General features: G+C 64.9%; 25 protein-coding genes. 4 read left to right on the top strand and 21 right to left on the bottom strand.

Annotated elements, in window-relative coordinates; all coding sequences use genetic code 11:
• The first annotated feature begins 214 nt into the window (after positions 1–214).
• Positions 215–1297 (top strand): DUF2336 domain-containing protein, encoded by a 1083-nt coding sequence (locus tag NLM33_RS29195; RefSeq protein WP_254101290.1) that lies wholly within the window; start codon positions 215–217, stop codon positions 1295–1297.
• Between the two features lie 3 nt (positions 1298–1300).
• On the opposite strand, the gene trmB is transcribed toward NLM33_RS29195, so the two are convergent.
• The 16 genes from trmB to murJ form a co-directional block, all read right to left on the bottom strand.
• On the bottom strand, positions 1301–2014 hold the full coding sequence (gene trmB, locus NLM33_RS29190; protein WP_254101288.1) for a tRNA (guanosine(46)-N7)-methyltransferase TrmB: 714 nt from the start codon (positions 2012–2014) through the stop codon (positions 1301–1303).
• Complete coding sequence (locus tag NLM33_RS29185; protein WP_254101286.1) at positions 2011–3138, bottom strand: M20 family metallopeptidase; 1128 nt, start codon at positions 3136–3138, stop codon at positions 2011–2013. The genes trmB and NLM33_RS29185 overlap by 4 nt, the downstream gene beginning before the upstream one ends.
• Positions 3139–3257: 119 nt before the next feature.
• Positions 3258–3671, bottom strand: a complete 414-nt coding sequence (locus tag NLM33_RS29180; protein ID WP_027550026.1) for a helix-turn-helix domain-containing protein — start codon at positions 3669–3671, stop codon at positions 3258–3260.
• 218 nt (positions 3672–3889) lie between these two features.
• Positions 3890–5503, bottom strand: a complete 1614-nt coding sequence (lnt, locus tag NLM33_RS29175; protein WP_254101284.1) for an apolipoprotein N-acyltransferase — start codon at positions 5501–5503, stop codon at positions 3890–3892.
• On the bottom strand, positions 5500–6618 hold the full coding sequence (locus NLM33_RS29170) for a hemolysin family protein (protein WP_254101282.1): 1119 nt from the start codon (positions 6616–6618) through the stop codon (positions 5500–5502). Before NLM33_RS29170 ends, lnt begins: the two co-directional genes overlap by 4 nt.
• Before the next feature lie 13 nt (positions 6619–6631).
• Positions 6632–7129, bottom strand: a complete 498-nt coding sequence (gene ybeY / locus NLM33_RS29165) for an rRNA maturation RNase YbeY (RefSeq protein WP_254101280.1) — start codon at positions 7127–7129, stop codon at positions 6632–6634.
• A 56-nt stretch (positions 7130–7185) separates the two neighbouring features.
• Positions 7186–8181, bottom strand: coding sequence for a PhoH family protein (locus tag NLM33_RS29160; protein ID WP_254101278.1), 996 nt, complete (start codon positions 8179–8181; stop codon positions 7186–7188).
• Positions 8182–8245: 64 nt separating this feature from the next.
• The gene (miaB, locus tag NLM33_RS29155) at positions 8246–9643 is read right to left on the bottom strand and encodes a tRNA (N6-isopentenyl adenosine(37)-C2)-methylthiotransferase MiaB (protein ID WP_254101276.1); all 1398 of its coding nucleotides are present in this window, start codon (positions 9641–9643) and stop codon (positions 8246–8248) included.
• A gap of 169 nt (positions 9644–9812) precedes the next feature.
• Positions 9813–10493, bottom strand: a complete 681-nt coding sequence (locus NLM33_RS29150) for an HAD family hydrolase (RefSeq protein ID WP_254101274.1) — start codon at positions 10491–10493, stop codon at positions 9813–9815.
• Positions 10493–10948 (bottom strand): Fur family transcriptional regulator, encoded by a 456-nt coding sequence (locus tag NLM33_RS29145; protein ID WP_254101272.1) that lies wholly within the window; start codon positions 10946–10948, stop codon positions 10493–10495. The genes NLM33_RS29150 and NLM33_RS29145 overlap by 1 nt, the downstream gene beginning before the upstream one ends.
• A gap of 38 nt (positions 10949–10986) precedes the next feature.
• Entirely contained in the window at positions 10987–11472 is a 486-nt protein-coding gene (gene rimI, locus NLM33_RS29140; RefSeq protein ID WP_254101270.1) for a ribosomal protein S18-alanine N-acetyltransferase, read from the bottom strand.
• Positions 11469–12164: a tRNA (adenosine(37)-N6)-threonylcarbamoyltransferase complex dimerization subunit type 1 TsaB gene (gene tsaB, locus NLM33_RS29135; RefSeq protein ID WP_254101268.1), complete on the bottom strand. Its 696-nt coding sequence runs from the start codon at positions 12162–12164 to the stop codon at positions 11469–11471. Before tsaB ends, rimI begins: the two co-directional genes overlap by 4 nt.
• Positions 12165–12366: 202 nt before the next feature.
• Positions 12367–12936 (bottom strand): NifU family protein, encoded by a 570-nt coding sequence (locus tag NLM33_RS29130; protein WP_254101266.1) that lies wholly within the window; start codon positions 12934–12936, stop codon positions 12367–12369.
• A 319-nt stretch (positions 12937–13255) separates the two neighbouring features.
• Positions 13256–13750: a universal stress protein gene (locus tag NLM33_RS29125; RefSeq protein WP_254101264.1), complete on the bottom strand. Its 495-nt coding sequence runs from the start codon at positions 13748–13750 to the stop codon at positions 13256–13258.
• A gap of 109 nt (positions 13751–13859) precedes the next feature.
• Positions 13860–14912 (bottom strand): tryptophan--tRNA ligase, encoded by a 1053-nt coding sequence (trpS, locus tag NLM33_RS29120; protein WP_254101262.1) that lies wholly within the window; start codon positions 14910–14912, stop codon positions 13860–13862.
• A gap of 87 nt (positions 14913–14999) precedes the next feature.
• Positions 15000–16550, bottom strand: coding sequence for a murein biosynthesis integral membrane protein MurJ (gene murJ, locus NLM33_RS29115; RefSeq protein ID WP_254101260.1), 1551 nt, complete (start codon positions 16548–16550; stop codon positions 15000–15002).
• 186 nt (positions 16551–16736) lie between these two features.
• On the opposite strand from murJ, the gene NLM33_RS29110 reads away from it, so the two are divergent.
• Positions 16737–17750: an adenosine kinase gene (locus tag NLM33_RS29110; protein ID WP_254101258.1), complete on the top strand. Its 1014-nt coding sequence runs from the start codon at positions 16737–16739 to the stop codon at positions 17748–17750.
• Positions 17751–17966: 216 nt separating this feature from the next.
• Here the strand turns inward: NLM33_RS29110 and NLM33_RS29105 are convergent, their stop codons facing one another.
• Both NLM33_RS29105 and NLM33_RS29100 read right to left on the bottom strand, forming a co-directional pair.
• On the bottom strand, positions 17967–19661 hold the full coding sequence (locus NLM33_RS29105) for an AMP-binding protein (protein ID WP_254101256.1): 1695 nt from the start codon (positions 19659–19661) through the stop codon (positions 17967–17969).
• Between the two features lie 112 nt (positions 19662–19773).
• A complete protein-coding gene (locus tag NLM33_RS29100; RefSeq protein ID WP_254101254.1) occupies positions 19774–20964 on the bottom strand; it encodes a serine hydrolase in 1191 nt (396 codons plus the stop codon).
• A 321-nt stretch (positions 20965–21285) separates the two neighbouring features.
• Between NLM33_RS29100 and NLM33_RS29095 the strand changes: the two genes are divergently transcribed.
• Positions 21286–21606, top strand: a complete 321-nt coding sequence (locus NLM33_RS29095; protein WP_254101252.1) for a hypothetical protein — start codon at positions 21286–21288, stop codon at positions 21604–21606.
• Between the two features lie 109 nt (positions 21607–21715).
• On the top strand, positions 21716–23209 hold the full coding sequence (locus NLM33_RS29090; protein WP_254101250.1) for an NAD-dependent succinate-semialdehyde dehydrogenase: 1494 nt from the start codon (positions 21716–21718) through the stop codon (positions 23207–23209).
• A 166-nt stretch (positions 23210–23375) separates the two neighbouring features.
• Here NLM33_RS29090 and NLM33_RS29085 read toward each other — a convergent pair whose 3' ends face one another.
• The 3 genes from NLM33_RS29085 to NLM33_RS29075 form a co-directional block, all read right to left on the bottom strand.
• A complete protein-coding gene (locus NLM33_RS29085; RefSeq protein WP_254101248.1) occupies positions 23376–23828 on the bottom strand; it encodes a hypothetical protein in 453 nt (150 codons plus the stop codon).
• 320 nt (positions 23829–24148) lie between these two features.
• Positions 24149–25063, bottom strand: a complete 915-nt coding sequence (locus NLM33_RS29080; protein WP_254101246.1) for a phosphoribosylaminoimidazolesuccinocarboxamide synthase — start codon at positions 25061–25063, stop codon at positions 24149–24151.
• Positions 25064–25126: 63 nt separating this feature from the next.
• The gene (locus tag NLM33_RS29075; protein WP_254101244.1) at positions 25127–26044 is read right to left on the bottom strand and encodes a pirin family protein; all 918 of its coding nucleotides are present in this window, start codon (positions 26042–26044) and stop codon (positions 25127–25129) included.
• Positions 26045–26250 lie beyond the last annotated feature (206 nt).

Here is a 26250-nt window from a genome sequence, read left to right as displayed (position 1 = left end):
GCCCACTCTCAATACCGATCGTATGAGAAGATAAGTTGGCGGGGATATAGCGCTTTTTGCCCCTCTCGACAAGGCCCGGCCACCCCAGGAGCGCCTTTTTATGCGGTCCCCGGCCTAACCGTTCCTTCACCAAGGATGGCCTAAATTGCCTGCTGGCGGTGCATTTTAAGGCTTCTCGTGTACTCCCGGCGTGCCCAATGCGAGTTTGCGTTTCATGACCGTTGCCACGTCGCTCATTCCCGGACTGGACGAGATCGTCAGGCGCGGCGACCCCAGGCGTCGCAGCGACATTGCGCGCGCCATCGCCGCACTGTTCTTCCAGGACGCCGCCAAGCTCAGGCCTGATCTCGTCGATCTCTTCGACAATCTCCTGATCGACCTCGTTCCGCATGCCGATCTGACGGCGCGCATCGATCTCGCCGAACGGTTTTCGCGCGTGGGGAACGCGCCGCGCCATCTCGTCGGTCAGCTCGCGCGCGAAAACGAAATTCAGGTGGCGGGCCCCGTGCTGCGCCGCTCGCCGATGCTCGACGAGGCCGCGCTGATCGAGATCGCGCGCCTGAAAGGTCAGGGCCACCTTCTCGCCATGACCGAGCGGCCCGTCCTGTCCGCAGAGATCACCGATGTGCTGGTCGAGCGCGGCGATCGCGACGTGGTGCGGCGTGCTGCCGGCAACGCCGGTGCGATGTTCTCGGCAGGAGGCTATTCGGAGCTGATCAAGCGCGCGGCGCAGGACGGTGTGCTGACGCTCAAGATCGGCCAGCGCGACGATCTCTCCGGCGACCAGCTCAAGGAGCTTCTGGGCGGAACGCTCGATGTCATCCGCCGTCGTCTGTCGAGCGTGGTCAAGCCTGCGCGCCAGATGGAGATCAGGCGGGCGATGAACGAGATCGAAGAGGCCTCGCTGCCGCAAGGTCCGCGGCGCGACTTCTCGGCAGCGCAGCGCACCGTGCTCGGTCTCAATCGCGAAGGCCATCTCGGCGAAAGCGCGCTGCTCGGCTTCGCCAAGGCCCACAAATATGAGGAATCCATCGCTGCGCTGTCCGCGATGTCCGGCGTCAGGCTCTCCGTCCTCGACCGTCTGATCGCGGGCGACCGCTACGACCCGATCCTGGTCCTGGGCCGGGTCTTGAATCTCGGCTGGCCGACCGTGCGCGCCCTGATCCTGTTGTGGTACGGCCCGCAGCGCGCGCCCGCAGATGCCGACATCGAGGTGGCGCGAATGAACTTCACCAAGCTGATGCCGTCGACCGCCGATCGCGTCGTGAATTTCTGGCGCAGCCGTCAGACGATCTGAGGCTCAGACTCTCCGGAATCGCAAATACGCCGCCCTGCGGCCCTCGCGCTCGGCCTTTCTGCCGTAGCGCGTCATGGTGTAGCCCTCCCAGGGCTGCCGAAAATCGTCGGCGCGCTCGGCGAGCCAGACGAAATCCGGCGCGCGGGCGAGATGCGACAGCGTCCAGGCGCAGTAATCGTCGATGTCGCAGACGAAGCGGAATTCTCCGCCGCTTCTCAGCACGCGCGCCATCGCGGCTATGGTCTTGTCCTGGACGAAGCGCCGCTTCCAGTGCCGCCGCTTCGGCCAGGGATCGGGATGAATCAGGTCGATCCGCGACAGCGAAGAGCTCGGCAACCAGGTGAGCAGCTCGGCCGCATCGCCTGCGAACAGGCGGATATTGCCGATATTGTGCGCCTCGATCTGCGCGAGGATTTTGGCCATGCCGTTGACATAGGGCTCGCAGCCGATGAAGCCGGTGGCCGGAAAGGTTTGCGCCTCCGCCGCCAGATGCTCGCCGCCGCCGAAGCCGATCTCGAGCCGCAGCGCTTGTGCGGCGGGATCGAAGATCGCGCACGCATTCGCAGGCGCCTGTTGCGTGATGTCGAGCGCAAGATGCGGCAGCAGATGCGCGACGAGGTCGGCCTGGTGCTGGCGGAGCTTGTGCCCCTTGCGGCGGCCGAAGAACGCGCGCTCGCCGTCGTCAGCGCGAGCCGGATCCGATCTGCGCTCGCTCATCGCAGCGTCTGGTACAGGCGATAGAGCAGCCGCGCGCGCGGCTCGAGCGAGGAGACGTAGAGCTGCTCATAATGGGTGTGCGCGCCCTTGCCGTCGACGCCAAGTCCGTCGAGCGTTGCGGTATGGGCCGCGGTGAAATTGCCGTCCGAGCCGCCGCCGGTGTGGGTGTCGATCAGATCGAAGCCGAGCTCGCCCGCCAGCGTTTTCGCGTGCTCATAGAGCGACGCGCCGGAATTGCTCTTTTCGTAGGGCGGTCGGTTGAGGTCGCCGGTGACCCTGACGGCGACGCCTTCGGTCTTCGAGGTCAGTCCAAGAATCTTTCCGACGAATTCTTCGGCGTCGGCATGGCTGAGCACGCGCAGGTCGACCTCGGCATAGGCTTCTTCCGGCGTGACGTTGGGCCGCGTGCCACCGCGCACCACGCCGACATTGACGGTGACGCCACGCTCGAGATCGTTCATTCCTTCAAGTGCGTGGATGATGTTGGCGAGCTCGCGGATGGCGCTGCGGCCATCCTCGGGCCGCGAGCCCGCATGCGCGGGCACGCCCTTGATGAACACTTCGAAACGCCCGACACCCTTGCGCCCGGTGACGATCTTGCCGCCGTCGCGCGCGGGCTCCGTCACCAGAACATATTTGGCCTTGCGTCCTTCCGCTTCGATCAGCGCGCGCGAGGTCGGACTGCCGATCTCCTCGTCCGAGGTGAACATGTGGGTGATGCCGAGCGGCGAGCGGTCGGACGTGGCGCAGAGGTTGCGGAAGGCGTGATGGGCGATATAGGCGCCGCCCTTCATGTCGTAGATGCCGGGGCCGAAGGCACTGTCGCCCTCGACCTTGAAGGGCAGGCGCTCGATGAAGCCCATGGGGTGTACGGTGTCGAGATGGCTGAGCACGAGGATGCCGGGTTTGTCCTGTCCCCATGCCGAGCGCACCACGAGATGATCACCGCAGCCATTGATGCCCGCGACGCGTTCGGTCGTGACGGGCAGGTCGCGATGCTGCTCGGTGACGACAGACATCAGCTTGTTGACCTGCTCAGGCGCTTCCGTCGGCGTCTCGATCTCCACCCAGTGGCGGATGCCCTCAAGGATGCTCGCAGTGTCGAACGGATTTGAGCTGGACATGTCGTCGCCTGTGCCTCGGGGTGAGGAATGTCATGGAGGGTCGCGCGCCTTATACGCGGACCAAACATCGTGACAAAGGCCGGATTTGGCGCAGCCTCATGGCCCCAATGCAGGGCGCGTCAGCGCTTGTCGGGACCTTCGCGGGCGGCGATCTGCTCGACGAGATCGACGATCGAGCGGCGCAGCTTGGAATCGGTGATCCGGGTGAAGGCTTTCGTCAGCGCCAGCCCTTCGGACGTGGCGAGAAAGTCGGAGACGTAGGAGGGCGAGGCGCCTTCGCTGAACCCATCGGGGCCCGGCGTGCCGCTCGGCCCGCCCTCGAACAGGAACGATACCGGTACCTGGAGGATTTCCGCGATCTGCTGAATGCGGCTCGCGCCGACCCGGTTGGTGCCCTTCTCGTATTTCTGGATCTGCTGGAACGTCAGGCCAAGCGCTTCGCCAAGCTTCTCCTGGCTCATGCCCAACATGATGCGGCGCATGCGCACGCGGCTGCCGACATATTTGTCAACAGGGTTGGGCGCTTTCGACATCTCCTCTGTCCTCCTCAGACACCTTTAGCGCAACAGGGGAGTATGCGTCAGGTGATAACGTCGCCAAAACCTCTCTTGGGATTTTTGGGAAACATTGCGGAGAAATTTAGCAACGCCCCACTGTCTTGGTGCAGCAAGGGCAGAATGCGGAGCGGGCCGCCGATCTGTCAACCGGTGGATTACGGTTGTCAAAAGTTTACCGGCAGCGCCGGCAGCGATCAGGGCAGCCGTCTGGCAACGCGCTTGCGCACCGCAAGAATGAGGGCGAGCGCGACGAGGATCGCGGCCGGAATGTCGCCGACCCTGGCATACACGGTCGGCGGGATCGCAGCGGGCAGGCCCGAATCCAGCACGCCTTCGATGCCGAGGCCAAGGCTGGCGATGGTCCGGCCCACGGGATCGACGACCGCCGAAACCCCTGTATTTGCCGAGCGGACCAGCGGCAATCCGAGCTCGATGGCGCGCATCCGCGCCTGCTCCATGTGCTGGTAGGGGCCGGTGGAAATTCCGAACCAGCCGTCATTGGTCAGGTTGACGATCCAGCCCGGCCGTTCTTCGCGTCCGGCAACGTCACCGGGAAAGATGGCCTCGTAGCAGATGAGCGGTAGCGCGGTCGGCGCGCTCGGCACCGGCAGCGCATGCCGCGCGGTGCCGGGAATGAAGCCGCCCTGGACCCGGGTCAGTTGCTCGAAGCCGAGCTTCTCCATCAGGTCCTGATAGGGAAGAAATTCTCCGAACGGTACCAGGTGCAGCTTGTCGTAGACTGAAAGCACGCTGCCGTCGTGGTCGATCACATAGATCGAATTATAGGCACGCGTGATTCGCGTGCCGGGCGGCAGATCGGGCGCACGAACCGACCCCGTGATCAGCACTGTTCCCTTGGGCAGGAGGTCCGCGATTTGCGCCATCGCGTCGGCTTCGCGGGTCAGGAAGAACGGAAAGGCTGATTCCGGCCAGATCAGGATGGTGGTATCGCGTACGCCGGTCGACTGAGGTCCGGAGGCGCGGTCCGACAGGGCGAGATATTTCTTCATCACCTCCGCCTTGGCGGAGTAGTTGAATTTGGCGTCCTGCTGGAGGTTAGGCTGCATCAGGCGGAGCTTTGCGCCCGCCACCATCGTCGTCGGATGCAGCGACAGGCGGATCGCGCCGAAGAGGCCCATGACGATCAGCAATGCGATCGCTGCGACCGGCACGCGCCACGGCATTCTCCGATCCGCGGTGCGGTCGATCAGCACCGCGGGACTGGCGAAGATCGCGACCGTCAGGAACGTCATGCCCCACAGGCCGATCAGCGACGCGGTCTGTGCCAGCGGCAGCGGCTCGGACAGCGCATAGCCGAAGGCGTTCCATGGAAAGCCGGTCAGGGCATGGCCGCGCAACCACTCGGCCACGGTGAGACTTGCCGCGAGCGCGAGAATGCGCCCGCCGTCCTTGGTCCAGAGCAGCCGCGCCAGCGCAAATCCGATCGCCGTGTAGATGGCGAGGTAGGCCGGCAGGCCCAGCACCGCGAACGGCGTCAGCCAGGCAAAGGTCTGGGCATCGACGAAGAAGGCGTAGCCGATCCAGTAGAGGCCGGGGACGAAATAGCCGAGCCCGAACCAGTAGCCGGTCAGCGCCGCGGCGGGAACGCCGCCGAACCGGCCGCCGCCGGCGCCGTCGATCAGCCAGACCAGCACCGGGAAGGTCAGGAACAGCACCGGCCAGGCATTGAACGGTGCCAGCGCCAGCACCGAGAGCGCGCCGGCCGCCATGGCAATGAGCGCGCGCTTCCATCCCCAGGTCAGGATGATGGCAAGCGCGACCATCCGAAGTCGTTGCGCTGGGGTCACTGCGAGCCGGCTCCGTCGCCGGGCGGCGGATTGGGCGTGTCGCCGGTTGGCGGGGTTCCTTGATCGGGTGACGCCTCGCGGCGGCGGCTTTCGCGCTGGGTGCGCGGTGCCGGTCGTTCCTTGCGAGCCGCAATGCGCAGGCGCTTGACGCGGCGCGGATCGGCGTCGAGCACTTCGACCTCGTAATTGCCGGGGCCGGAGATCACCTCGCCGCGCACCGGCAGGCGGCCGACGAAGCTGACGAGATAGCCGCCGAGCGTCTCGACCTCTTCACCCGCCTCGCCGGTAACGAAATCCTCGCCGATCACGGAGCGGACGTCGTCGAGGCTCGCGCGCGCATCGGCGATGAAGGAATTGTCGAGCTGGCGCACGATCGACGGCGGCTCGTCGCTGTCATGCTCGTCGTCGATCTCGCCGACGATCTGCTCGACGATATCCTCGAGCGAGACCAGCCCGTCGGAGCCGCCATATTCGTCGACCACGAGCGCGAGATGGATGCGCGAAGCCTGCATCTGCGCGAGCAGGTCGATCGCCCGCATCGAGGGCGGCACGTAGAGCAGCTTGCGGATGATGTGGGCGTCCTGCAGCGGCAGCGCGAGGTCGACGGCGCGCAAATCGAGACCGGCGGGCAGCGGCTTCTTGCGTTTGGTCTTGGTGGCTTCCGAGACGCGGGCCTTGGCCGTCATGAAGGTCAGGAGATCGCGGATGTGCACGATGCCGACGGGATCGTCGAGCGTCTCGTTGTAGACCACGAAGCGGGAATGGCCTGCGCTCTCGAAGCGGTCCATCAGCTCGCCGAGCGGGATGTCGCGCTTCACCGCGATGATGTCGGCGCGATGCACCATGACGTCGGCGATGCGGCGCTCATGCAGGTTGAGGATGTTGCGCAGCATGGTGCGCTCGACGGCGGAAAAGCCGGCATCGTCAGGCGTCGTGGCATCGAGCACGACCTGGAGGTCGTCGCGGACCGATCCGGCCTTCCAGCCGAACAGCGTGCGGATGGCGCGGATCAGCCAGCCTTCGGCGGTCGGACGCGCGATCTCGCCCGGCTGCACCACCGCGGGCAGGTTGCGGGTGTTGCGCGGATTGTCGTGGATTGGTTCGGAATCCGCCATCTCAATCGATCCGTCAGCGCTCTGCATAGGGGTCCGGGATACCGAGTTGGGCCAGGACGTCCTGTTCGAGCGCTTCCATCTCCTCCGCGTCAGCGTCGTTTTCGTGGTCGTAGCCGATCAGGTGCAGGAAACCGTGCACCGCGAGGTGGCTCAAATGGTGGTCGAACGGCTTCTGTTCCTCGTCCGCCTCGCGTCGCAGCGTCTCATAGGCGATGGCGATGTCGCCGAGCATGCGCGGCGCATCGCCGGCCTTCCATTCGCCCTCCGGCTGGAGTGCAGGAAAGGACAGCACGTTGGTCGGCTTGTCGATGCCGCGCCAGTTGCCGTTCAGCGTGCGGATGCCGGAATCATCGGTCAGCATCACGGCTACTTCGGCGTCCGAGACGTCGTCGTCGACGGAAGCCGCCGCCGCGGCGATGGCGCGCTGGATCACTGCTTCGGCATCGGGCTCGTTCTGCCAGCAGTCGGCAACGACGAGAACCTCGGTCATTGGAAGGTTGGAATGTGACATGGTGTTGTTCGGAACGGGCGGCGCTCGTCTTGCGTCTTTCGATCCGGCTTTTCTCGCTATGGCTTGCCTGCGGCCGGCCGCTGCGCCGACCCCTCATAGGCGGCAACGATCCGCGCCACGAGCTCGTGGCGGATCACGTCCTCGGCGGTGAAATGAACTTGTGAAATGCCCTCGACGCCGCCGAGCAGACGGGTCGCCTCCGACAGGCCGGAGGTCTGGCCGTTCGGAAGGTCGATCTGCGACGGATCGCCGGTCACGATCATGCGGCTGTTCTCGCCGAGACGGGTCAGGAACATCTTCATCTGCATCGAGGTGGTGTTTTGCGCCTCGTCCAGGATGATCACGGCATTGGTCAGCGTGCGGCCGCGCATGAAGGCGAGCGGCGCGATCTCGATCTCGCCGGTCTGCAGCGCGCGCTCGACGATGCGCGCGTCCATCAGGTCGTAGAGCGCGTCGTAGATCGGGCGCAGATAGGGATCGACCTTCTCGCGGAGATCGCCGGGCAGGAAGCCGAGCCGCTCGCCGGCTTCCACCGCCGGGCGCGACAGGATGATCTTGTCGACTTCCTTGCGCTCGAACAGCTGCGCGGCATGGGCAACCGCGAGCCAGGTCTTGCCGGTGCCGGCGGGGCCGATGCCGAACACCAGCTCATGGCGCTTCAGGGCGCGGATGTAGGAATCCTGTGCGGCGGTGCGCGCGCGCACCGGACGCTTGCGCAAATTGATGCTTTCGAAGGTCGACTTGGCCGACTTGGCGTCGAACTCGAACAGCGAGCCCTGCGCGATCACGGCGCGGATCGCGCCTTCGACCTCGCCCTGGTCGAGATCCTGTCCCTTCACCGCCTGGGCGTAGAGCATCTCCAGCACGCGCCGTGCGGCGTCGCAGCCGTCGCGCGTGCCGCCGATGGTGATGTGGTTGCCCTTGGAATCGACGACGACGCCGAGCCGGCGCTCGATCTGCGCCAGATTCTGCCCGTAAGGGCCGACCAGCGCGGAAGCGGCGCGGTTGTCATCGAAGTCGATGACGACCTGGGTTTCGGGCGGAACTTGCATGTCGCGGTCAAATTTGCGGCTGGGAGCGAGCGAGGACGAATCCGATGCGCTTTTTGGCAAGGGTTCAGGCTCCAGTGGCGATTGGCGATAAAGCGGGCCGCTGCGCGAGCTCAGGCGTCACGAGCTCGCCAAGCAGGCTGTAGCGTTCGAGGCTGTCGATGCGAACCGGCAGGATTTTTCCGATGATGTCGGGCGATGCCATCACATGCGCGGGCTGAAGGTAAGCGGTGCGGCCCACGATCTGGCCGGCATTACGCGCCTCGCGCTCGAACAGCACGTCAACGGTTGTGCCAATCGCAGCCTTGTTGAAGGCCGATTGCTGGGCGTCGATCAACTCCTGGAGCCGCTCCAATCGCTGGTCCATCTCGACTAGGGACACCGTCTCCTGCATATCCGCGGCCGGGGTTCCCGGCCGGGCCGAATATTTGAACGAGTACGCCGCAGCGTAGCCGATTTGTGTGACCAGTGCGAGGGTCGCGCGAAAATCTTGCTCGGTCTCCCCAGGGAAGCCCACGATAAAATCTGATGAAAAAGCAATATCTTGGCAGGCAGCCCGGAAACGGTCGATGACTTTCCGATAATCATCGGCGGTATGCTTGCGGTTCATGGCCGCCAGGATCCGGTCCGAGCCGGACTGCACCGGCAGGTGCACGAACGGCATCAGGCCGGGCAGATCGCGGTGGGCCGCAATCAAACTGTCATCGACGTCGCGGGGATGGCTGGTCGAATAGCGCAGGCGCGCGATGCCGGGAATCTGTGCGAGATGCTCGAGCAGCCTGCCGAGCGGCCAGCTTTGTCCGTCCGGTCCCCCGCCATGATAGGCGTTGACGTTCTGGCCGATCAGCGTCAGCTCGCGCACGCCGTTGTCGGCGAGCCGCTTCACGTCGTCGACGATCTTCGCCACCGGACGCGACACTTCGGCGCCGCGCGTATAGGGCACGACGCAGAAGGTGCAGAACTTGTCGCAGCCTTCCTGCACGGTAACGAAGGCGGAAATGCCGCGCGCGCGGATCGCGTCAGGCTTTGGCTGGGCGAGGAAGCCGAACTTGTCGGCTGCCGGAAATTCGGTCTCTATCGCGCGGCCGTCATGGCCTGCGCGCTTCAACAGCTCCGGCAGATGGTGATAGCTCTGCGGGCCCACCACGACATCGACGACCGGCGCGCGGCGCACGATCTCCTCGCCCTCGGCCTGCGCCACGCAGCCGGCGACCGCGATCTGCATGGTGCGGCCACCGCGTGCCGCCTCGTCCTTGGCGACACGCAGGCGCCCGAGCTCGGAATAGACCTTCTCCGATGCCTTCTCGCGGATATGGCAGGTGTTGAGGATGACGAGGTCGGCGTCTTCAGCGCTCGCCGTCTCCACGAATCCATCCGGAGCCAGCGTGTCGACCATGCGCTGGGCATCGTAGACGTTCATCTGGCAGCCATATGATTTGATGTGCAGCTTGCGCGGCGGCGTCATGGAACCCGGATTTGAGGTGGAGAACGGCCCTCAGATATAGGCTGAAGGGACGAAAATCCAGCGATTGAACCCTCAAAGAGGTCATTCCGGGGCGCTCGCAGAGCGAGCGAAGCCGAAATCTCGACCCAAAACCTTTGGATTCCGGGTTCATGCGCCCAGAAGGGCGAAATCAGCCCGGCAGGGCGTCCGCCGCGACCCGCCGGACCAGCTCCGGCAACTGCCGCATGTCATCGAACGTCAATTCGGCGCCGGCCGCGCGCAACCTAGCGGCGTGACCCGGTGGGCAGTGGCTACCGCCGTGAAAACCGAGCACGGTCATTCCGGCGGCACGGGCACCAGTGACCCCGGGTACGCTGTCCTCGATCACCAGGCACCGTTCGGGCGCGGCTGTCATCTGCCTCGCGGCGAACAGAAACAGATCGGGCGCGGGCTTGCCGCGTGCGACCTGCGCGGCGGAGAAAATATGCGGCGCAAGCTGGTCGTAAAGCCCGGTGCAAGTCAGACCGTGGCGGATCTTGTCCGGCGTGCCGCTCGAGGCGACACATTTTGGCAGATCGATTGCGCCGATCGCTCCGGCCACATGGGTGATTGCCTGCAGATCGCTGGCGTAAAATTGCAGCGTGGCCGCATTTACCTGATGTTCCAGATCGTCGGGGAGATTGCGGCCGATTTCCTGTTCGACCATCAGCCGCGCGTCTCGTTCGGATACGCCGAGGAAGCGGACCAGCACCTGCGCCGGCGTGATCGGGTAGCCGTGGCGCGTCAGCACGTCCGCATGCGCGCGACAGGAAATCACCTCGCTGTCGACGAGCACGCCGTCGCAATCGAAGATGATGAGATCCACCGCCACTAGTTCTGGGGCTTGTCGTCGTCGAGCGGGACGCAATAGAGCTCGAGCCGGTGGTCGACCAGCTTGTAGCCGAGCTTGCGGGCGATCTCCGCCTGCAGCTTCTCGATCTCTTCGGAGGTGAACTCGATCACCTTGCCGTCGCGCAGATTGATGAGGTGGTCGTGATGGCTGTCGCGCATCTGCTCGTAGCGCGCGCGGCCCTCGCGGAAATCATGGCGCTCGATGATGCCGGCATCCTCGAACAGTTTTACGGTGCGATAGACGGTCGAGATCGAGATCTTGTCGTCGACGGCGACGCAGCGCCGGTAGAGTTCCTCGACATCAGGATGATCCACGGCTTCCGCGAGCACGCGGGCGATGACGCGGCGCTGCTCGGTCATGCGCATGCCGGTCGCGGCACAGCGCGCCTCAATGCCGGTCGCCTTGGTCGCGGAAGAATGTTTGAGCACGGTCATAGGGTTGTCTGCCTGGCGGGCGCTTTGTTCAATCGATGTTACGACAAGTCACGTCGCATCAGAAGTGCGTTCAATTGTTCCCCGTTCGCCTGCTTATAGTAGTGTTCGCGGCGCCCGACCACCATGAATCCGATGCCGTCGTAGAGCGCCCGGGCCGGCCGGTTATTTTCCTCGACTTCGAGAAATATAGTGCGCACGCCGCGACCGGCGAGGTGGCCGAGATGGGTCAAGAGCAGCGCGCGGGAGAGCCCGCGGCCGCGATAGGCCTGGTCGACGGCAATGGAGAGGATTTCCGCCTCGTCCGCGCCCATCCGCGAGACCGCAAAACCAATCGTCTTGCGGCCCAATCGCAAGCGATGCACCAGCGTGTTGCGCTCGCTCATCATGCTTTCGAATTCGCCCTCGCCCCAGCCGCGCGCAAAGGATGCGCCATGCAGCTCTGCGAGTCGCGCAGCGTCGCGCGCGGTCGCGCCCTCGACGACGGCGCTGCCGCCGCGCCACCATCCGGCGAGCCAATTCATCATGAGGTTGCGGCGTGTGCTGCGAGCGGCGGAATGGCGGCCGGTTTCGCATCGGGCGCCCGCAAATAGAACGGACGCGCCGGCGTGGTATCGGGATCTGCAGCCGCACCCAGCCACGCCACCCAATTGATGTCGGGCGCGGCCTGTGGGTCGACGGCGACCGGTGGGGCTGCGTCCTTCGGCCAGCGATCGGCGAGAATCTTGGCGGCATTGCCGACCAGGTGCGGAGCGCCAAACTGCGAGGCGGCGATCGCCTCATCGATGCCGGCAACTCGTGGCCGGACGAGCTGGTTGCCGTCGCCGGCGACGATCTGGAAATAGACATGATCATGCCGCGCATCGATCGCGGAGATGACGGGCGCCGGCCTGTTCTGGCTGACGATGGCAGCAGCATAGGCCGACAGCGTCGTCAGCCCCACCGCCGGCTTGCCGGCGGCGAGTGCAAGTCCGCGCGCGGCCGAGATGCCGACGCGCAGGCCCGTGAAGCTGCCGGGTCCGGTGGTGACCGCGATGCGGTCGAGCGCGGTGAAGCCGAGCTCGGCCGATTGCATCACCCGGGCGATCAGCGGCATCAGCGCTTCCGCATGCCCGCGCTTCATCGGCAGCGATTCCTGCGCGAGCAGCTCGGCGGTCTCTGTGTCGAGTATCGCTGCGGCGCAGGCGTCGAGCGCAGTATCGATGGCAAGGATCAGCATGAAAAAGCGAATGGCGAGTGGCGAATAGCGAATAGTTTAGCGAACCAGGCGCCTATTCGCCATTCGTCACTCACTCCTCGCAGCCCCCTTATATCGCCGCACTTCGTAGGGTGGGCAAAGCGAAGCGTGCCCACCACTGCTATTTCACCTTGGACGGTGGGCACGGCGCAAGTGCGCCTTTGCCCACCCTACGATACCTTGATCACATCGGCCGGACTTCGACCACGTCGGGCACGAAATGCTTCAGCAGGTTCTGGATGCCGTGCTGGAGCGTCGCGGTCGACGACGGGCAGCCGGAGCAGGCGCCCTTCATGTTGAGGTAGACGACGCCGTCCTTGAAACCGCGGAAGGTGATGTCGCCGCCGTCATTGGCGACCGCGGGCCGCACGCGGGTCTCGATCAGATCCTTGATCATGTCGACCGTCTCGGCATCCGCCTCGTCGAAAAATTCGTCTTCGTCGTCGAGGTCGTCGTGGCCAGCGGCGACGCCATCGGCGAGCAGCGGCGCGCCGGACATGTAGTGCTCCATGATGGCGCCGAGGATCGCGGGCTTGAGCTGCTGCCACTCACCGCTCGCCTTGGTCACGGTGATGAAGTCGCTGCCGTAGAACACGCTGGTGACGCCGGGCACGTCGAACAACCTTTCGGCCAGCGGCGAACGGGCGGCGGCCTCACGCGAGGCGAATTCCATGGGGCCGCCGTCGGACACGACGCGGCCGGGAATGAACTTCAACGTGGCGGGATTGGGGGTGGCTTCGGTTTGAATGAACATGGGTTTCTCCGGACGTCGCCGGTTCAAGGCCGGCGCGTGAGCTCTCAGTACCAGATGGCGACGCCAAACGCACGGTCAAGGGGCGGGTGGGAGGTTTCGCTGCGGGATCAGCGGGTTAGGAACGCTCCCACTTACCCTCCCCTGGAGGGGGAGGGTCGATCGCGCGGAGCGCGAGCGGGGTGGGGTGATCTCTCTATTCGGGCGGTGTTCGACGCGGAGAGACTGTCACCCCACCCCGCTCCGCATTCCGCTTCGCTGCATGCGAAGCGACCCTCCCCCTCCAGGGGAGGGTAAGAAGGGGAGGGGTAACAGCCGCGCACTACGACAGCGCGTCGACCTCGGGGTCGCTCAGTTCGCCCGAGATGATCGTCACCGGGATGGGGAACGTGCCGACCGCATTGGCGAGCAGCGCGACGAGCGGACCCGGTCCCTCGGCGCCGGGATTGGCGGCGAGCACCAGCATCGCGATATCAGGGTCCTGGTCGATGACATCGAGCAATTGTTCCATCGGGGCGCCCTCCCGGATCACACGCTCCGGCGTGATGGCGGCGATACCGTTGGCGCGGCCGGCGGCGCGGTCGAGCGCGGCACCAGCCGCCTCCTGCGCCTCGGCGCGCATGATGTCGGCGACTCCCAGCCATTGCTGGTTCTGGTCCTCGGTCTCAATGATGCGCAGCATCACCACGCCGCCGTCGGCGCGAATCGCCCAACGGCTGGCGTAATAGACCGCGCGATCCCATTCGGCGGTGTCGTCAACGATGACAAGGCATTTCGGCTTGTGACCCGGCTCGAAGCATCGTCGCTTGCTGCTCATGCATGTCCCGGCGTGTTCGCGCTCGGCATGCTGCCACACTCCCTTTGTCTTTGGGAGAGGGACGTTGGCCGGCGCCGCGGGCGTCGGCCAGACTTCGCAGGCGCAACAATCAGCGCTTGCGGATGAAGCCGACGATGTCCTTGGAGAGCGCCATGGTCTCGTCCGCAATCGCGCGCGCGCGGTCGGCGCCGTCGTTCAGGATGGCGTCGATGTGACCGGGGTCGGCGACCAGGCCCTTCATCTCGCCGGCGATCGGGGCCAGCTTTGTGACGCAGAGATCGACCAGCGCATTCTTGAAGCTGGAGAACTGGCCGCCGCCGAAATCGCGCAGCACGTCGGCTTTCGCCCGGCCCGACAGCGCGGCGAAGATGCCGACGAGATTGTCCGCCTCGGGGCGCGCTTCCAGGCCCTTCTCCTCCGTCGGCAGCGGCTCCGGATCGGTCTTTGCCTTGCGGACCTTCTGCGCGATGGTGTCGGCATCGTCGGTCAAATTGATGCGCGAATAGTCCGACGCGTCCGACTTCGACATTTTCTTGGTGCCGTCGCGCAAGCTCATCACGCGCGTCGCCGGTCCCGTGATCAGCGGCTCCGGCAGCGGGAAGAACAGGCCGTCGCCAAAACCGTGGCTGCGGATCGAATCGCCAAAATCGTTGTTGAACTTCTGCGCGATGTCGCGCGAGAGCTCGAGATGCTGCTTCTGGTCCTCGCCGACCGGAACGTGCGTGGCGCGATAAAGCAGGATGTCGGCCGCCATCAGCACGGGATAGTCGTAGAGGCCGACGGAGGCGTTCTCGCGGTCCTTGCCGGCCTTCTCCTTGAACTGGGTCATGCGGTTGAGCCAGCCCATGCGCGCGACGCAGTTGAAGATCCAGGCGAGCTCGGCGTGGCCGGCGACCTGGCTCTGGTTGAAGACGATGTGCTTCTTCGGATCGACGCCGGCCGCGATGAACGCCGCGGTCACCTCGCGCGTGTTGCGCGCGAGCTCCGCCGGTCCGCCCCAGACGTCCACGCCTTGCGTGATCGCGTGCATGTCGACGACGCAATAGATGCAGTTGTGCGTTTCCTGCATCTTCACGAAGTTGACGATCGCGCCGAGATAGTTGCCGAGGTGCAGATTGCCCGTCGGCTGGACGCCCGAAAAAACCCGTTCAACGAATGGCATGGCAGCTTTCCTGGCAAGCTTTCCTGGAAGGTACGGGCCGTCGTTTCCAACAGCGGCGCTGCTCCGTCAAGTGTAATTCGCTGCTTCTCACGCGCCCTGGTCCTGATGCGCCGGCCGCCTCAAGGCGGCACGCACCTCGCGCCAGGAGGCAATGCCGAACAGTTTCAGGAGCAGGCCATAGGCCACCAGGCCGCCTGCGATCTGGAGGCCGAGAACGATCAGTCCGAGCAGGGTGTGGCCGCCGGCGGGTGTGATGGCGGTCGCGAGCCAGAGCAGGGCGCCCATGGCGAGCGCCGCGAGCGCGATCCGCGGCAGCCGCTTGCGGGCGGCGGCGTCGACCGAGAAGCCGAATTCGCCCACCCCTTTCCGGAGCAGCGAGAGCGCGCTGCTCCAGGCGCCGCTGGCGATGCTGGCTGCAATGCCCGTCGCGCCGAAGAGATGGCCCAGCACCACCGCGAGCGCCACGGCGACCACAAATCCTTTTGCGGTCGCGATCAGCGGCGCGATGGTGTCGCCGCGCGCGAAAAAGGCCGGCGACAGCGCCTTGATCAGCACATGGGCGGGCAGGCCGAGCGCCAGCGCCATCAGCGCGCGTGCGGTGGCCGCACTGTCGCTTGCGCCGAACGCGCCGTGCTGGAACAGCAGCCGCACGATCGGCTCGGCCAGCACGATCAGGCCGAGGGTCGCCGGCAGCGCGAGACCTGCGGCGAGCTCCAGCGCGCGCGATTCGGCATGCGCCACGGCGCCGCGGTCGCCGCTGCCGGTCGCGCGCGTTAGCTCCGGCACCAGCACGGTGCCCATGGCGACGCCGACGATGCCGAGCGGCAATTCGATCAGGCGGTTGGCGAAATAGAGCCAGGAGACTGCGGACGGCGTCGCGGAGGCGATGATGGCGCCGGCCACCATCAGCCATTGCGGCCCCGAGCTTGCGATCATGCCGGGGATAGCCTTGCCGAAGAAGCCGCGCGTCTCCTTGTCGAATGTCACGCGCAAGGGCGTTGCGAGGCGCGCGCTGCGCTGCGAGCCCAGCATCAACAGTTGCAAGAGGCCGGCGATGCCGACGGTCGCAGCCAGCATCCATGCGGCGAAGAGGGCATCGGCGTGTCCCAGCAGGAGAGCTGCGATGGCGGCGATCAGCGCGATGTTGAACAGCAGCGGGGAGAACGCGGTGAGCGCAAAGCGGCCCTGCGCGTTGAGCAGTCCCATCAGCACCGTGACCGGTCCGGCGAAGGCGAGGTAGGGCAGCATCAGCCGGGCGTTTGCCACCGCAAGATCGCGCGTGTCGCTTCCGGCGAACCCAGGCGCGATGATGGTGATGATCAGCGGCATCACGAGCGCGATCACGATCGAGGCTCCGATCAGCGCCGCACTGATCGTTCCCAGCACGCGGCCGGCGAAGGCCGCCGCGGCCTGTTCGCCGTCGCGCTCACGGATGCCAAGCCAGGCCGGGACCAGCGCCGCATTGAGCGCGCCTTCGCTGAGCAGCCGGCGCACCACGTTGACGAGCTGGAACGCGGCGAGAAATGCGTCCGCCACGGCACCGGTCCCGAGCAGCGCCGCGATCAGGGAATCGCGGGCAAAGCCCAACAGCCGCGAGGCCAATGTTCCCGTCGAGACGGTCAGGAATGAGCGGATCATCGGGCCTGCATACCACAGCGTTTTCGAGCGAAGTGGTCCCGGTTCGCGTGAAGAAACCGCGTCAAAAGATAACCCTTCGTTGCTTGCTCGTGCGGGGCCTAACGTGATAGGCCGCGAGCCAAGTTTTCGAGCTGATAGGAAGCGGATTTTCCGCGCAACCGCAATCGGGCAACGGGATCAAAGTGAATGGCTGACGCGAAATATGACGCCAAATATGACGTCTTGGGGATCGGCAACGCACTGTTCGACGTGCTGGTCCGGGCCGACGAGGCTTTTCTCGCCAAGCATGGCATGACCAAGGGCAGCATGTCCCTGATCGATGAGGCGCGCGCCGCCGCGATCTACAAAGATATGGGTCCGGCCACGGAAGTGTCGGGCGGCTCGGCTGCCAACACCATCGTCGGTGTTGCGAGCCTGGGGGCGCGGGCGTCCTATGTCGGCAAGGTCAAGGACGACCAGATCGGCAAGCTCTATGTGCACGACATCCGCGCTGCCGGTGTTGCCTTCGACACACCGGCCGCCAACGACGGTCCGGCCACCGGCTGCTCCTACATCCTGGTGACGGCGGATGGCGAGCGCACCATGAACACCTATCTCGGCGCGGCGCAGGACCTGTCGCCCGCCGACATCGATCCGGCCGAGATCGCGGCCGCGCGCATCGTCTATCTCGAGGGCTATCTCTGGGACCCCAAGAACGCCAAGGATGCTTTCCTCAAGGCAGCGAAGATTGCGCACGATGCGGGCCGCAGGGTGGCGCTGACACTGTCGGATTCGTTCTGCGTCGACCGCTATCGCGACGAGTTCCTGTCGCTGATGAAGAACGGCACGGTTGATATCGTGTTTGCCAACGAGTCCGAGCTGCATTCGCTCTACATGACCTCGGACTTCGACGCAGCGCTCAAGCAATTGCGCAACGACGTCAATCTCGGCGTGGTCACGCGCAGCGAGAAGGGCTGCATGGTGGTGTCGTCCGAAGACGCCGTCGCGGTGCCGGCCTCGCCGATCGACAGGCTCGTCGATACCACCGGCGCCGGCGATCTCTTCGCTGCCGGCTTCCTGTTCGGTCTCGCGCGGGATCTCTCCTACAAGCAGTGCGGCCAGCTCGGCGCACTCGCTGCCGCCGAAGTGATCCAGCACATCGGCGCCCGCCCGCTTGTGTCGCTGAAGGAGCTGGCGCAGCAGCGCGGGCTGACGGTGTAGCTGCGCCGTCGCGCGTTCCGAGCCAAATTGCAGCACGTCGTCCTGGACAAGCGAGCGGAGCGAGCGCCGATCCAGGACCCATTACCCCCGCAGGTCGTTGTTGGACTCGATCGGGCCCGAGCGTCCGTAGCAGCAGCCTCTTGGGGTAATGGGTCCTGGCTTTCGCCAGGACGACGTCAATGAATGAGCGTCGGCTCGCGAGAAGCTACTTTCCTCTCACGCCGTCTTCGCCGCCTTCAGCCCGAGTCGTTTCTCCACGGCATCCCGCATCAGGAACTTCTGGATCTTGCCCGTCACGGTCATCGGGAATTCGTCGACGAATTCGACGTAGCGCGGGATCTTGTTGTGGGCGATCTGGCCCTCGCAGAAGGCGCGGACCTCCTCAGTCGTGAGCTTCTCACCTGACCTGACGCGGATCCAGGCGCAGAGCTCCTCGCCATAGCGCGTATCCGCCACGCCAAAGATCTGCACGTCCTGGATCTTGGGGTGGCGATAGAGGAATTCCTCGATCTCGCGCGGATAGAGGTTCTCGCCACCGCGGATCACCATGTCCTTGATGCGGCCGACGATGTTGCAATAGCCCTCGTCGTCGATGGTGGCGAGGTCGCCGGTGTGCATCCAGCCGTTGGCGTCGAGCACGTCGGCGGTCTTCTCCTTGTCTTCCCAATAGCCCAGCATGACGCTGTAGCCGCGGGTGCAGAGCTCGCCGCGTTCGCCGCGCTTGACGATCTTGCCGTCGAGATCGACGACCTTGACCTCGACATGCGGATGAATGCGTCCGACGGTGGAGACGCGGCGTTCGAGCGGATCATCGACCGCGCTCTGGAAGCTGACCGGGCTGGTCTCGGTCATGCCGTAGGCGATCGTCACCTCCCGCATGTTCATCTCGGTGTTGACGCGCTTCATCACCTCGATCGGACACGGCGCCCCCGCCATGATGCCGGTGCGCAGCGATGTCAGATTGAAGGTCGAGAACTCGGGGTGATCGAGCTCCGCGATGAACATGGTCGGCACGCCATAGACCGCGGTGCACTTCTCCTGCTCGATCGTGCGCAGTGTCACGAGCGGATCAAAGCCCTCGCCGGGGTAGACCATGGCCGCGCCGAGCGTGACGGAGGCGAGGTTGCCCATCACCATGCCGAAGCAGTGATACAGCGGCACCGGGATGCAGATGCGATCCGTCTCGGTCAGGCGCATCGCGCGTCCGGTGAAATAGCCGTTGTTGAGGATGTTGTGATGGGTGAGCGTCACGCCCTTGGGCGAGCCGGTCGTGCCGCTGGTGAACTGGATGTTGACGGGATCGTCGAACTGCAGGGACGCGCCGAGCGCCGCCAGCTGTTCCCGGTGACGGGCGCCACCCATGCGCGCGACCTCCTCGAACGGGATCGTGCCTGATGCGGCGGGACCGCCGATCTGGATGACGGTGCGCAAATTAGGGAGCCGCGCCGCGTGCAATTGCCCGGGCCTGGCGCTGGCAAGCTCCGGCAGCAGCGTGTTGAGCATCTCCATGTAGTTGCTGGTCTTGAAGGCCGTCGCGGTGACGATCGCCGCGCAGCCGACTTTGTGAAGCGCGAATTCCAGCTCGCTCAGGCGATAGGCGGGATTGATCGTCACCAGGATCAGTCCTGCCTTGGCGGCCGCGAACTGGGTCAGCGCCCATTCCGGGCGGTTCAGCGACCAGATGCCGATCCGCGCGCCGCGCTCAAGGCCAAGCGCGAGGAAGCCGGCGGCAAGCGCGTCGACCTGTTCGGCAAACTCCTTCCAGGTCCATCGCACGCCGTGGCTCGGCGAGACCAGTGCCTCGCGATCGCCCCAGCGCCGCACGGCAAGGTCGAGACTTCGGCCGATGGTGTCGCCGAGCAGCGGCGTGTCGGAGATGCCACTAACGTAGCTTCCAGCTTTGTCTGCCAAGGTCGTGTCCTCCAGCCTGGTTCATGATGGCCACGTGCCCCGAGGGCGAAGCCTTCGGGGCACGGTACATCCTGTCATGAGCGGGCGACAAGGCGCGCCTCATACTAAACGGCTAGGCGGCCCTCTGCCCGCTTGCATCGAGCCCGGCATAGACGCCCCGCTCGAAGCCGGCGAAGGCCTCCAGGCACTTGGCGTCGACGAACGGCAACAGCTGCATCAGGATCACGCCGGAAACATCGCGAGCCGGGTCGATCCAGAAATATGTGTTGGCGAGACCGGCCCAGGCGAGGCTGCCGGCGCTGCGGCCTTCCGGCGTCTTGGCGGTATTGATCAGGAAGGAGAGCCCCCACTTCTTCACGATGTCGGGGAAGAGATCGACATCGTTGGTGTACATGGGCGCCACCGTCGTCATCTTGCCAATGGTGAGATCGCCGATGTGGTTCTGGCCCATCAGCGCGACCGTCTCGGGCTTCAGCAGCTGGTTGCCGTTGCCGCGGCCCTTGTTGAGGATCATCTGGGTGAACTTGATGTAGTCGCCGGCAGTGCCGTAAAGGCCGCCGCCGCCCATGTGGAATTCCGGATTCTGTTCGATCTCGAACGGGATCGGCGCCAGCGATCCATCGTCGCCGCGTGCATGCGTGGCGACCAGCCGCTGGCGCATGTTGTCGGTGATCTTGAAGCCGGTATCGTTCATGCCGAGTGGCTTGAACATGTGGTCGCGCAGATAGGCATCGAGACGCTTGCCGCTCGCGGCTTCCACCGCCTTGCCGACGAAGTCGATGTTGATGCCATACTCCCAGCGCGTGCCGGGATCGGACATGATCGGCGTCTTCAGCGCGACGTTCTGGCAGGAGAAGATGTTCGGGGTTCCGGTCTTCTCCAGATATTGCGCGCAGTCGCCGTTCCACACGTTGTAGGTAAAACCGGCGGTGTGGGTCATGAGCTGGCGCAGCGTGATCGCTCCCTTCGCCGGCCGCAGCTTCGGCTCGCCCTTGGCGTCAAAGCCTTCGAGCACCTGGGGCGCGGCGAGATCGGGCAAGAGCTTTCCGATCGGCGCATCCAGCGACAGCTTGCCCTGTTCGACCAGCTGCATCGCACCGGCCGCGGTGACCGCCTTCGTCATCGAGGCGATCCAGAACACGCTGTCGAGCGTCATCGCATCGGGCTTGGACAAGTCGCGCTTGCCGAACGCGCCCTGATAGAGCACGTCGTTGCCGCTCGCGGCGATGGCGACGACACCGGGAATCTCCTTCGCATCGCTCTTCTGGCGCAGAACCTGATCGATCTGGGCTTTGCTTTGCATGCGCATTTCCTCCGGTTTGATTATTGTTGGAAGTGATCGATTGTCCTCCTGCGAACCACGTGCGGCAAGCATCTCAACCCCTGCGGCGTTCGCGATGTCGTGACTTGACGGCGGGTCACCCGCGAAGGACGACAAGCGGACGAAACGGCAACACCTCGTCACAATCTGCGGTGGATGACCGCACTTCGCCGTGACCTCGCGGGGCATCAGGCGATATGCTTCGGGCATACTGCTCTGAAACATATTGTGCACTAAGGCGTTCAGAACACGGCCAAATCGACGTGGCGGCCAAAGATTTGATGCAAATGCTGGGGGCTTGGAATGATTTCGACCTGGAGTGAATGGAGGCGCTATCCCCGTGCCGGACGGGGTGAGAACCTCGAGGCGCCGATTTCGCCAGGCATTTACGAAGTCCGGATTGCCGGCACCGGCGCGCTATATTCCTTCGGAGCTGTCGACAATCTGGCGCAGGCGCTCGCGCTGCTGCCGGTCGGCGCAAAGTCCTGGTTCGGTCGCCGCGACACCAAGGCCGTGCCGGATCTCGAATACCGGACCTGCGCGACCTCGACCAAGGCCGACGCGAAGGCGGCCGCCGAGCGCATGATCGGCCGCCGCGAGACCTATATGAGCGGCGCGGCCTAAGGCAGCGTCGACCCCCGGATCAGCTTGAAGCAGACTTGCGTTGCGGGGCGGTGCATTATGCGCCACATGCCCCTATATTCCGGGCCAATCTGAGTCCAGGAGCAACGTCATGACCCCGACCGCTGCCGCACGCGCCCCGCAAGCCACCTCAACCCTGCGCGACCGTCTCAAGGATCCTTCGCTGCTGCGCGAGGCCTGCTACATCGACGGCGCCTGGGTCGGCACGGCGTCGCGGCCGGTGACGAATCCGGCGAACGGTGTCGAGCTCGCCAAAATCCCGGTTTTGAGCACGGCGGAGACCACGCAGGCGGTGGAAGCCGCCGAGCGCGCGTTTCCGGCCTGGGCCAAGCTGACGGCAAAACAGCGCTCCAATATCCTGCGCAAATGGTTCGAATTGATTGCGGCCAATCGCGAAGATCTGGCACTGATCCTCACCTCGGAGCAGGGCAAGCCGCTGACCGAGGCGCTCGGCGAGGTCGATATCGGTGGCGCCTATGTCGAATTTTTCGCGGAGGAAGCACGTCGCGTCTATGGCGAGACCATCCCGACGCAGCGCCCCGATGCGCGCCTGCTTGCGATCAAGCAGCCGATCGGAGTCTGCGGCGCGATCACACCGTGGAACTTTCCCTGCTCCATGATCACCCGCAAGGTCTCGCCTGCGCTCGCGGCCGGCTGCACCGTGGTGCTGAAGCCCGCGAATGAAACGCCGCTGACGGCGCTTGCGCTGGTCGCGCTCGCCGAAAAGGCCGGCGTGCCGAAGGGCGTGTTCAACATCCTCACCGGCAATTCGTCGGCGATCGGCAAGGTGCTGTGCGAGCATCCCGCCGTGCGTTTCGTCGGCTTCACCGGCTCGACCGAGGTCGGCAAGATTCTTTATCAGCAAGCCTCAGTCGGTGTGAAGAAGCTCGGCCTCGAGCTTGGCGGCAACGCGCCCTTCGTGGTGTTCGACGATGCCGATATCGACGCCGCGGTCGAGGGCGCGATCGTCTCGAAATATCGCAACATGGGCCAGACCTGCGTCTGCGCCAACAGGCTCTATGCCCAGGACAAGATCTACGACGAGTTCGTCGAGAAGCTTTCCAAGAAGGTCGCTGCAATGAAGATCGGCGACGGCACCGAGGCCGGCGTGGTGCAGGGCCCGCTGATCAACTTGGAAGCGGTCGACAAGGTCGAGAAGCACATTGCGGACGCGGTGAAGGGCGGCGCCAAGATCGTCACCGGCGGTAAGCGCCATGCGCTCGGCGGCAGCTTCTTCGAGCCGACGGTGCTCGCCAACGTCAAGCCGGACGCACTCGTTGCGCATGAAGAAACCTTCGGCCCGCTCGCGCCGGTGTTCCGTTTCAAGGACGAAGCCGAGGTGATCGCGATGTGCAACAACTCGCCGTTCGGCCTCGCCTCCTACTTCTATTCCCGCGACCTCGGCCGCGTCTGGCGCGTTGCCGAGGCGCTGGAGTCGGGCATGGTCGGCGTCAACACCGGCCTGATCACGACGGAAGTCGCGCCCTTTGGCGGCGTGAAGGAGAGTGGTCTCGGCCGCGAGGGCTCGCATCACGGCATGGAGGAATATGTCGAGATCAAATACGTGATGATGTCCGGCATCTAACCGGCATTCGACGCTCGCGCCGGCGATCCCGGCTTGATCGGGATCGATGGAGCCGAGGAATTACAGAAGGGCTCGCTCGTGGTTGCGGGGCGCGCGCGTCTTCTGGCAGAGGTGCAAGGTGCAGGAGACAGCTCGAAAGCCGCCTCCCGCTCATACGTTTGCGGCCTTACTGACAGCGATACATCCGGCCGTCGTCCATCTTGGTCAGCGTACCGGGTTCGCAGACCATGCCGTTTCGCCTGCGCCAGTCCTCTGGCGAGTAGGCGTAAGACGCGTAGGGACTGTTACCCCCGTAGTAGCCCGTACCCGTATAGGGTGCGGTCCCCCATCCCGGTGATGTTGCAGCAACCGCGGCGGCCGTGCCGACTGCGGCGGCTGTGCCAACTGCTGCGGCGCCCGCCCCGACTGCGGCGGCACCGTATCCGTATGTGGCTCGCCGCGTCTGTCGACGCGCCACGCCGGCAGCGCTTACGGGAGTTAGCGGGCGACCGACCCGCGCCTGCGCGCTGTCGACCGACATCGAGACGCCGTGCTCCTCAGACCAGGCGAAGGAGAACAACGCGGCGCAGGCGAAGGTCGAGACTGCTATTGCAATTCTTGTCGCCAATATACGTGTCATGTTTCTTCTCCATTGCTGTCTTCCACATGCGCTTTCGCTGTCCAGGGGCCGTTGCGCGGTCCCTGGAGGTCTTCCTCGCGCTGGTCTGGAGAGGCGTGCAACCGAAGCCGCTTGCGCTAGGTGCAAGCGGCGGCCGTAGCGATTGCGATAGGAGTCGCTTCATCGGAGGCACGCTCTGTCGTGCTCGGAGAGCCAATGACGCCCAGTATCATATTGGAGATCGGCGCCGGGAGCTATTGTCCCGACGCACCGCAATGGGTCACGCCAGTTGCCTTATCGCAGGGCTTGGTGGCGTAAATCTCACGAGACGGAAGTCAAACTCAGATGGCGAGATCGCTTCCCGTCACCCGCCGATACGCTTCCAAATACCTCTTGCTCGTCGCCTCGACGACGCTTGCCGGCAGCGGCGGAGGCGGGGCGTCGCCGTTCCAGCGGCCGGCGCGGCGTTCGACATCGAGGTAGTCGCGCAACGGCTGCTTGTCGAAGCTGGCCTGTGGCTGGCCCGGCTTGTAGGCGTCGACCGCCCAGAAGCGCGATGAGTCCGGCGTCATCACCTCGTCGATCAGGATGATGCGACCGTCCTTGTCGCGGCCGAACTCGAACTTGGTGTCCGCGATGATGATGCCCTGCTTGCGCGCCAGCTCCTCGCCGAGCGTGTAGATCGCGCGCGTCATGCTCTCCAGCGTATGGGCGACCTCGTCGCCCACGATCTCGCGCATCCTCGCGATCGTGATGTTCTCGTCATGGCCGGTCTCGGCCTTGGTCGCCGGGCTGAAGATCGCAGGGTTCAACTTCTCGCTCTCGACGAGGCCTGCCGGCAGCTTTTCGCCGGCGAGCGTGCCGGAGGCCGCGTATTCCTTCCAGGCGGAGCCGGAGATGTAGCCGCGGATCACGCATTCGATCGGAAACACCGTGGTGCGCTTGCACAGCATGGCGCGGCCGAGGATGTCGGCGCGGTGGGCTTTCAGCGCCGGCACGGCTGCGATGATCTCATCCGTGTTGGCGCTGATGACGTGATGCGGCACCACGCCTTCGAGCTCATTGAACCAGAAGGCGCTGATCTGGGTCAGCACCGCGCCCTTCATCGGGATGGTCTCGCCCATTACGACGTCGAAGGCGCTGATGCGGTCGGTGGTGACGAGCAACAGGCGGTCGTCATCGACGGCGTAGATATCGCGCACCTTGCCGCGTCCGATCTTGGGGAGCGGCAGGTCGCTGGTCAGCATGGTGGTCATCGGCAGGGCTTTCAGGCAGGAGATCTTGGTGCCGCGCGACAGCGCAGCTTAAGTCGGGATAGCCTATTCCGGCAGCGGAATGAACTCGTGTTCCTGCGGAACCGCCGCAAAGCGGCCGGTTTTCCAGTCCTGCTTGGCCTGCTCGATCCGCTCCTTGCTGGAGGAGACGAAATTCCACCAGATGTGGCGCGGTCCCTCCAGGGCATCGCCGCCGAGAAACATCATCCGCGTCGGCCTCACGGCCGTCACGGTGATGCGGTCGCCGGGCCGGAAGATCAGCAGGCGCGGTCCCTCATATCGTTCATTGGCGATCTCGACCTCGCCATCGACGACATAGACCGCGCGCTCCTCGTGATCGGGGTCGAGTGGCACGCGCGCGCCTTCCGCCGCAGTCACCTCGGTATAGAACCAGGGCGAGACCATCGACACCGGCGAGGTGATGCCGAACGCAGAGCCGGCGATCACGCGCGCGGTGAAATCGCGCTCGGAGATCATCGGCAGGTCGCCGGCGGCGTAGTGCTGGAACGAGGGTGCGATTTCTTCCGAGGCCGCCGGCAGCGCGATCCAGCTTTGCAAGCCCAGCATTTTCTGACCCGAGGCGCGCTCAGTATCCGGCGTGCGCTCGGAATGCGCGATGCCGCGGCCTGCGGTCATCAGGTTCATCGCGCCGGGCTGGATCTCCTGGATGTTGCCCTCGCTGTCGCGATGCATGATCGCGCCGTCGAACAGATAGGTGACGGTGGCAAGGCCGATATGCGGATGCGGCCGCACGTCCATGCCCTTTCCGGAGACGAACTGCACCGGGCCGAAATGATCGAAGAAGATGAATGGCCCGACCATCTGCCGCTTGCCATGCGGCAGCGCGCGGCGGACTTCAAATCCATCGCCGAGATCGCGGGTGCGCGGCACGATGACGAGATCGAGCGCATCGCATGTTTTGGGATCGCCGAGCACGGGATCGTTGTCGGGCATCCAGCTCATGACGGGTTCCTTCTTGAGTTGAGTTTCTCGAGTTTCTTGGGCCGATCGTAGCAGGATTTCACATTGCCGTCGCGACAAAGGCCGAGGCTAAATGTTGTGCGGGCGCCACCGCCGTATACTCGCTGTCATGCTCCGCGAAGGCGGGGCATCCAGTACGCCGCGGCCCATCGGTTCAATCACTGCCGTCTCGGAATACTGGATCGTCC

The sequence above is a fragment of the Bradyrhizobium sp. CCGUVB1N3 genome (assembly GCF_024199925.1).
Taxonomy (GTDB): Bacteria; Pseudomonadota; Alphaproteobacteria; order Rhizobiales; family Xanthobacteraceae; genus Bradyrhizobium.
This window is presented reverse-complemented; position numbering and strand designations above follow the sequence as displayed.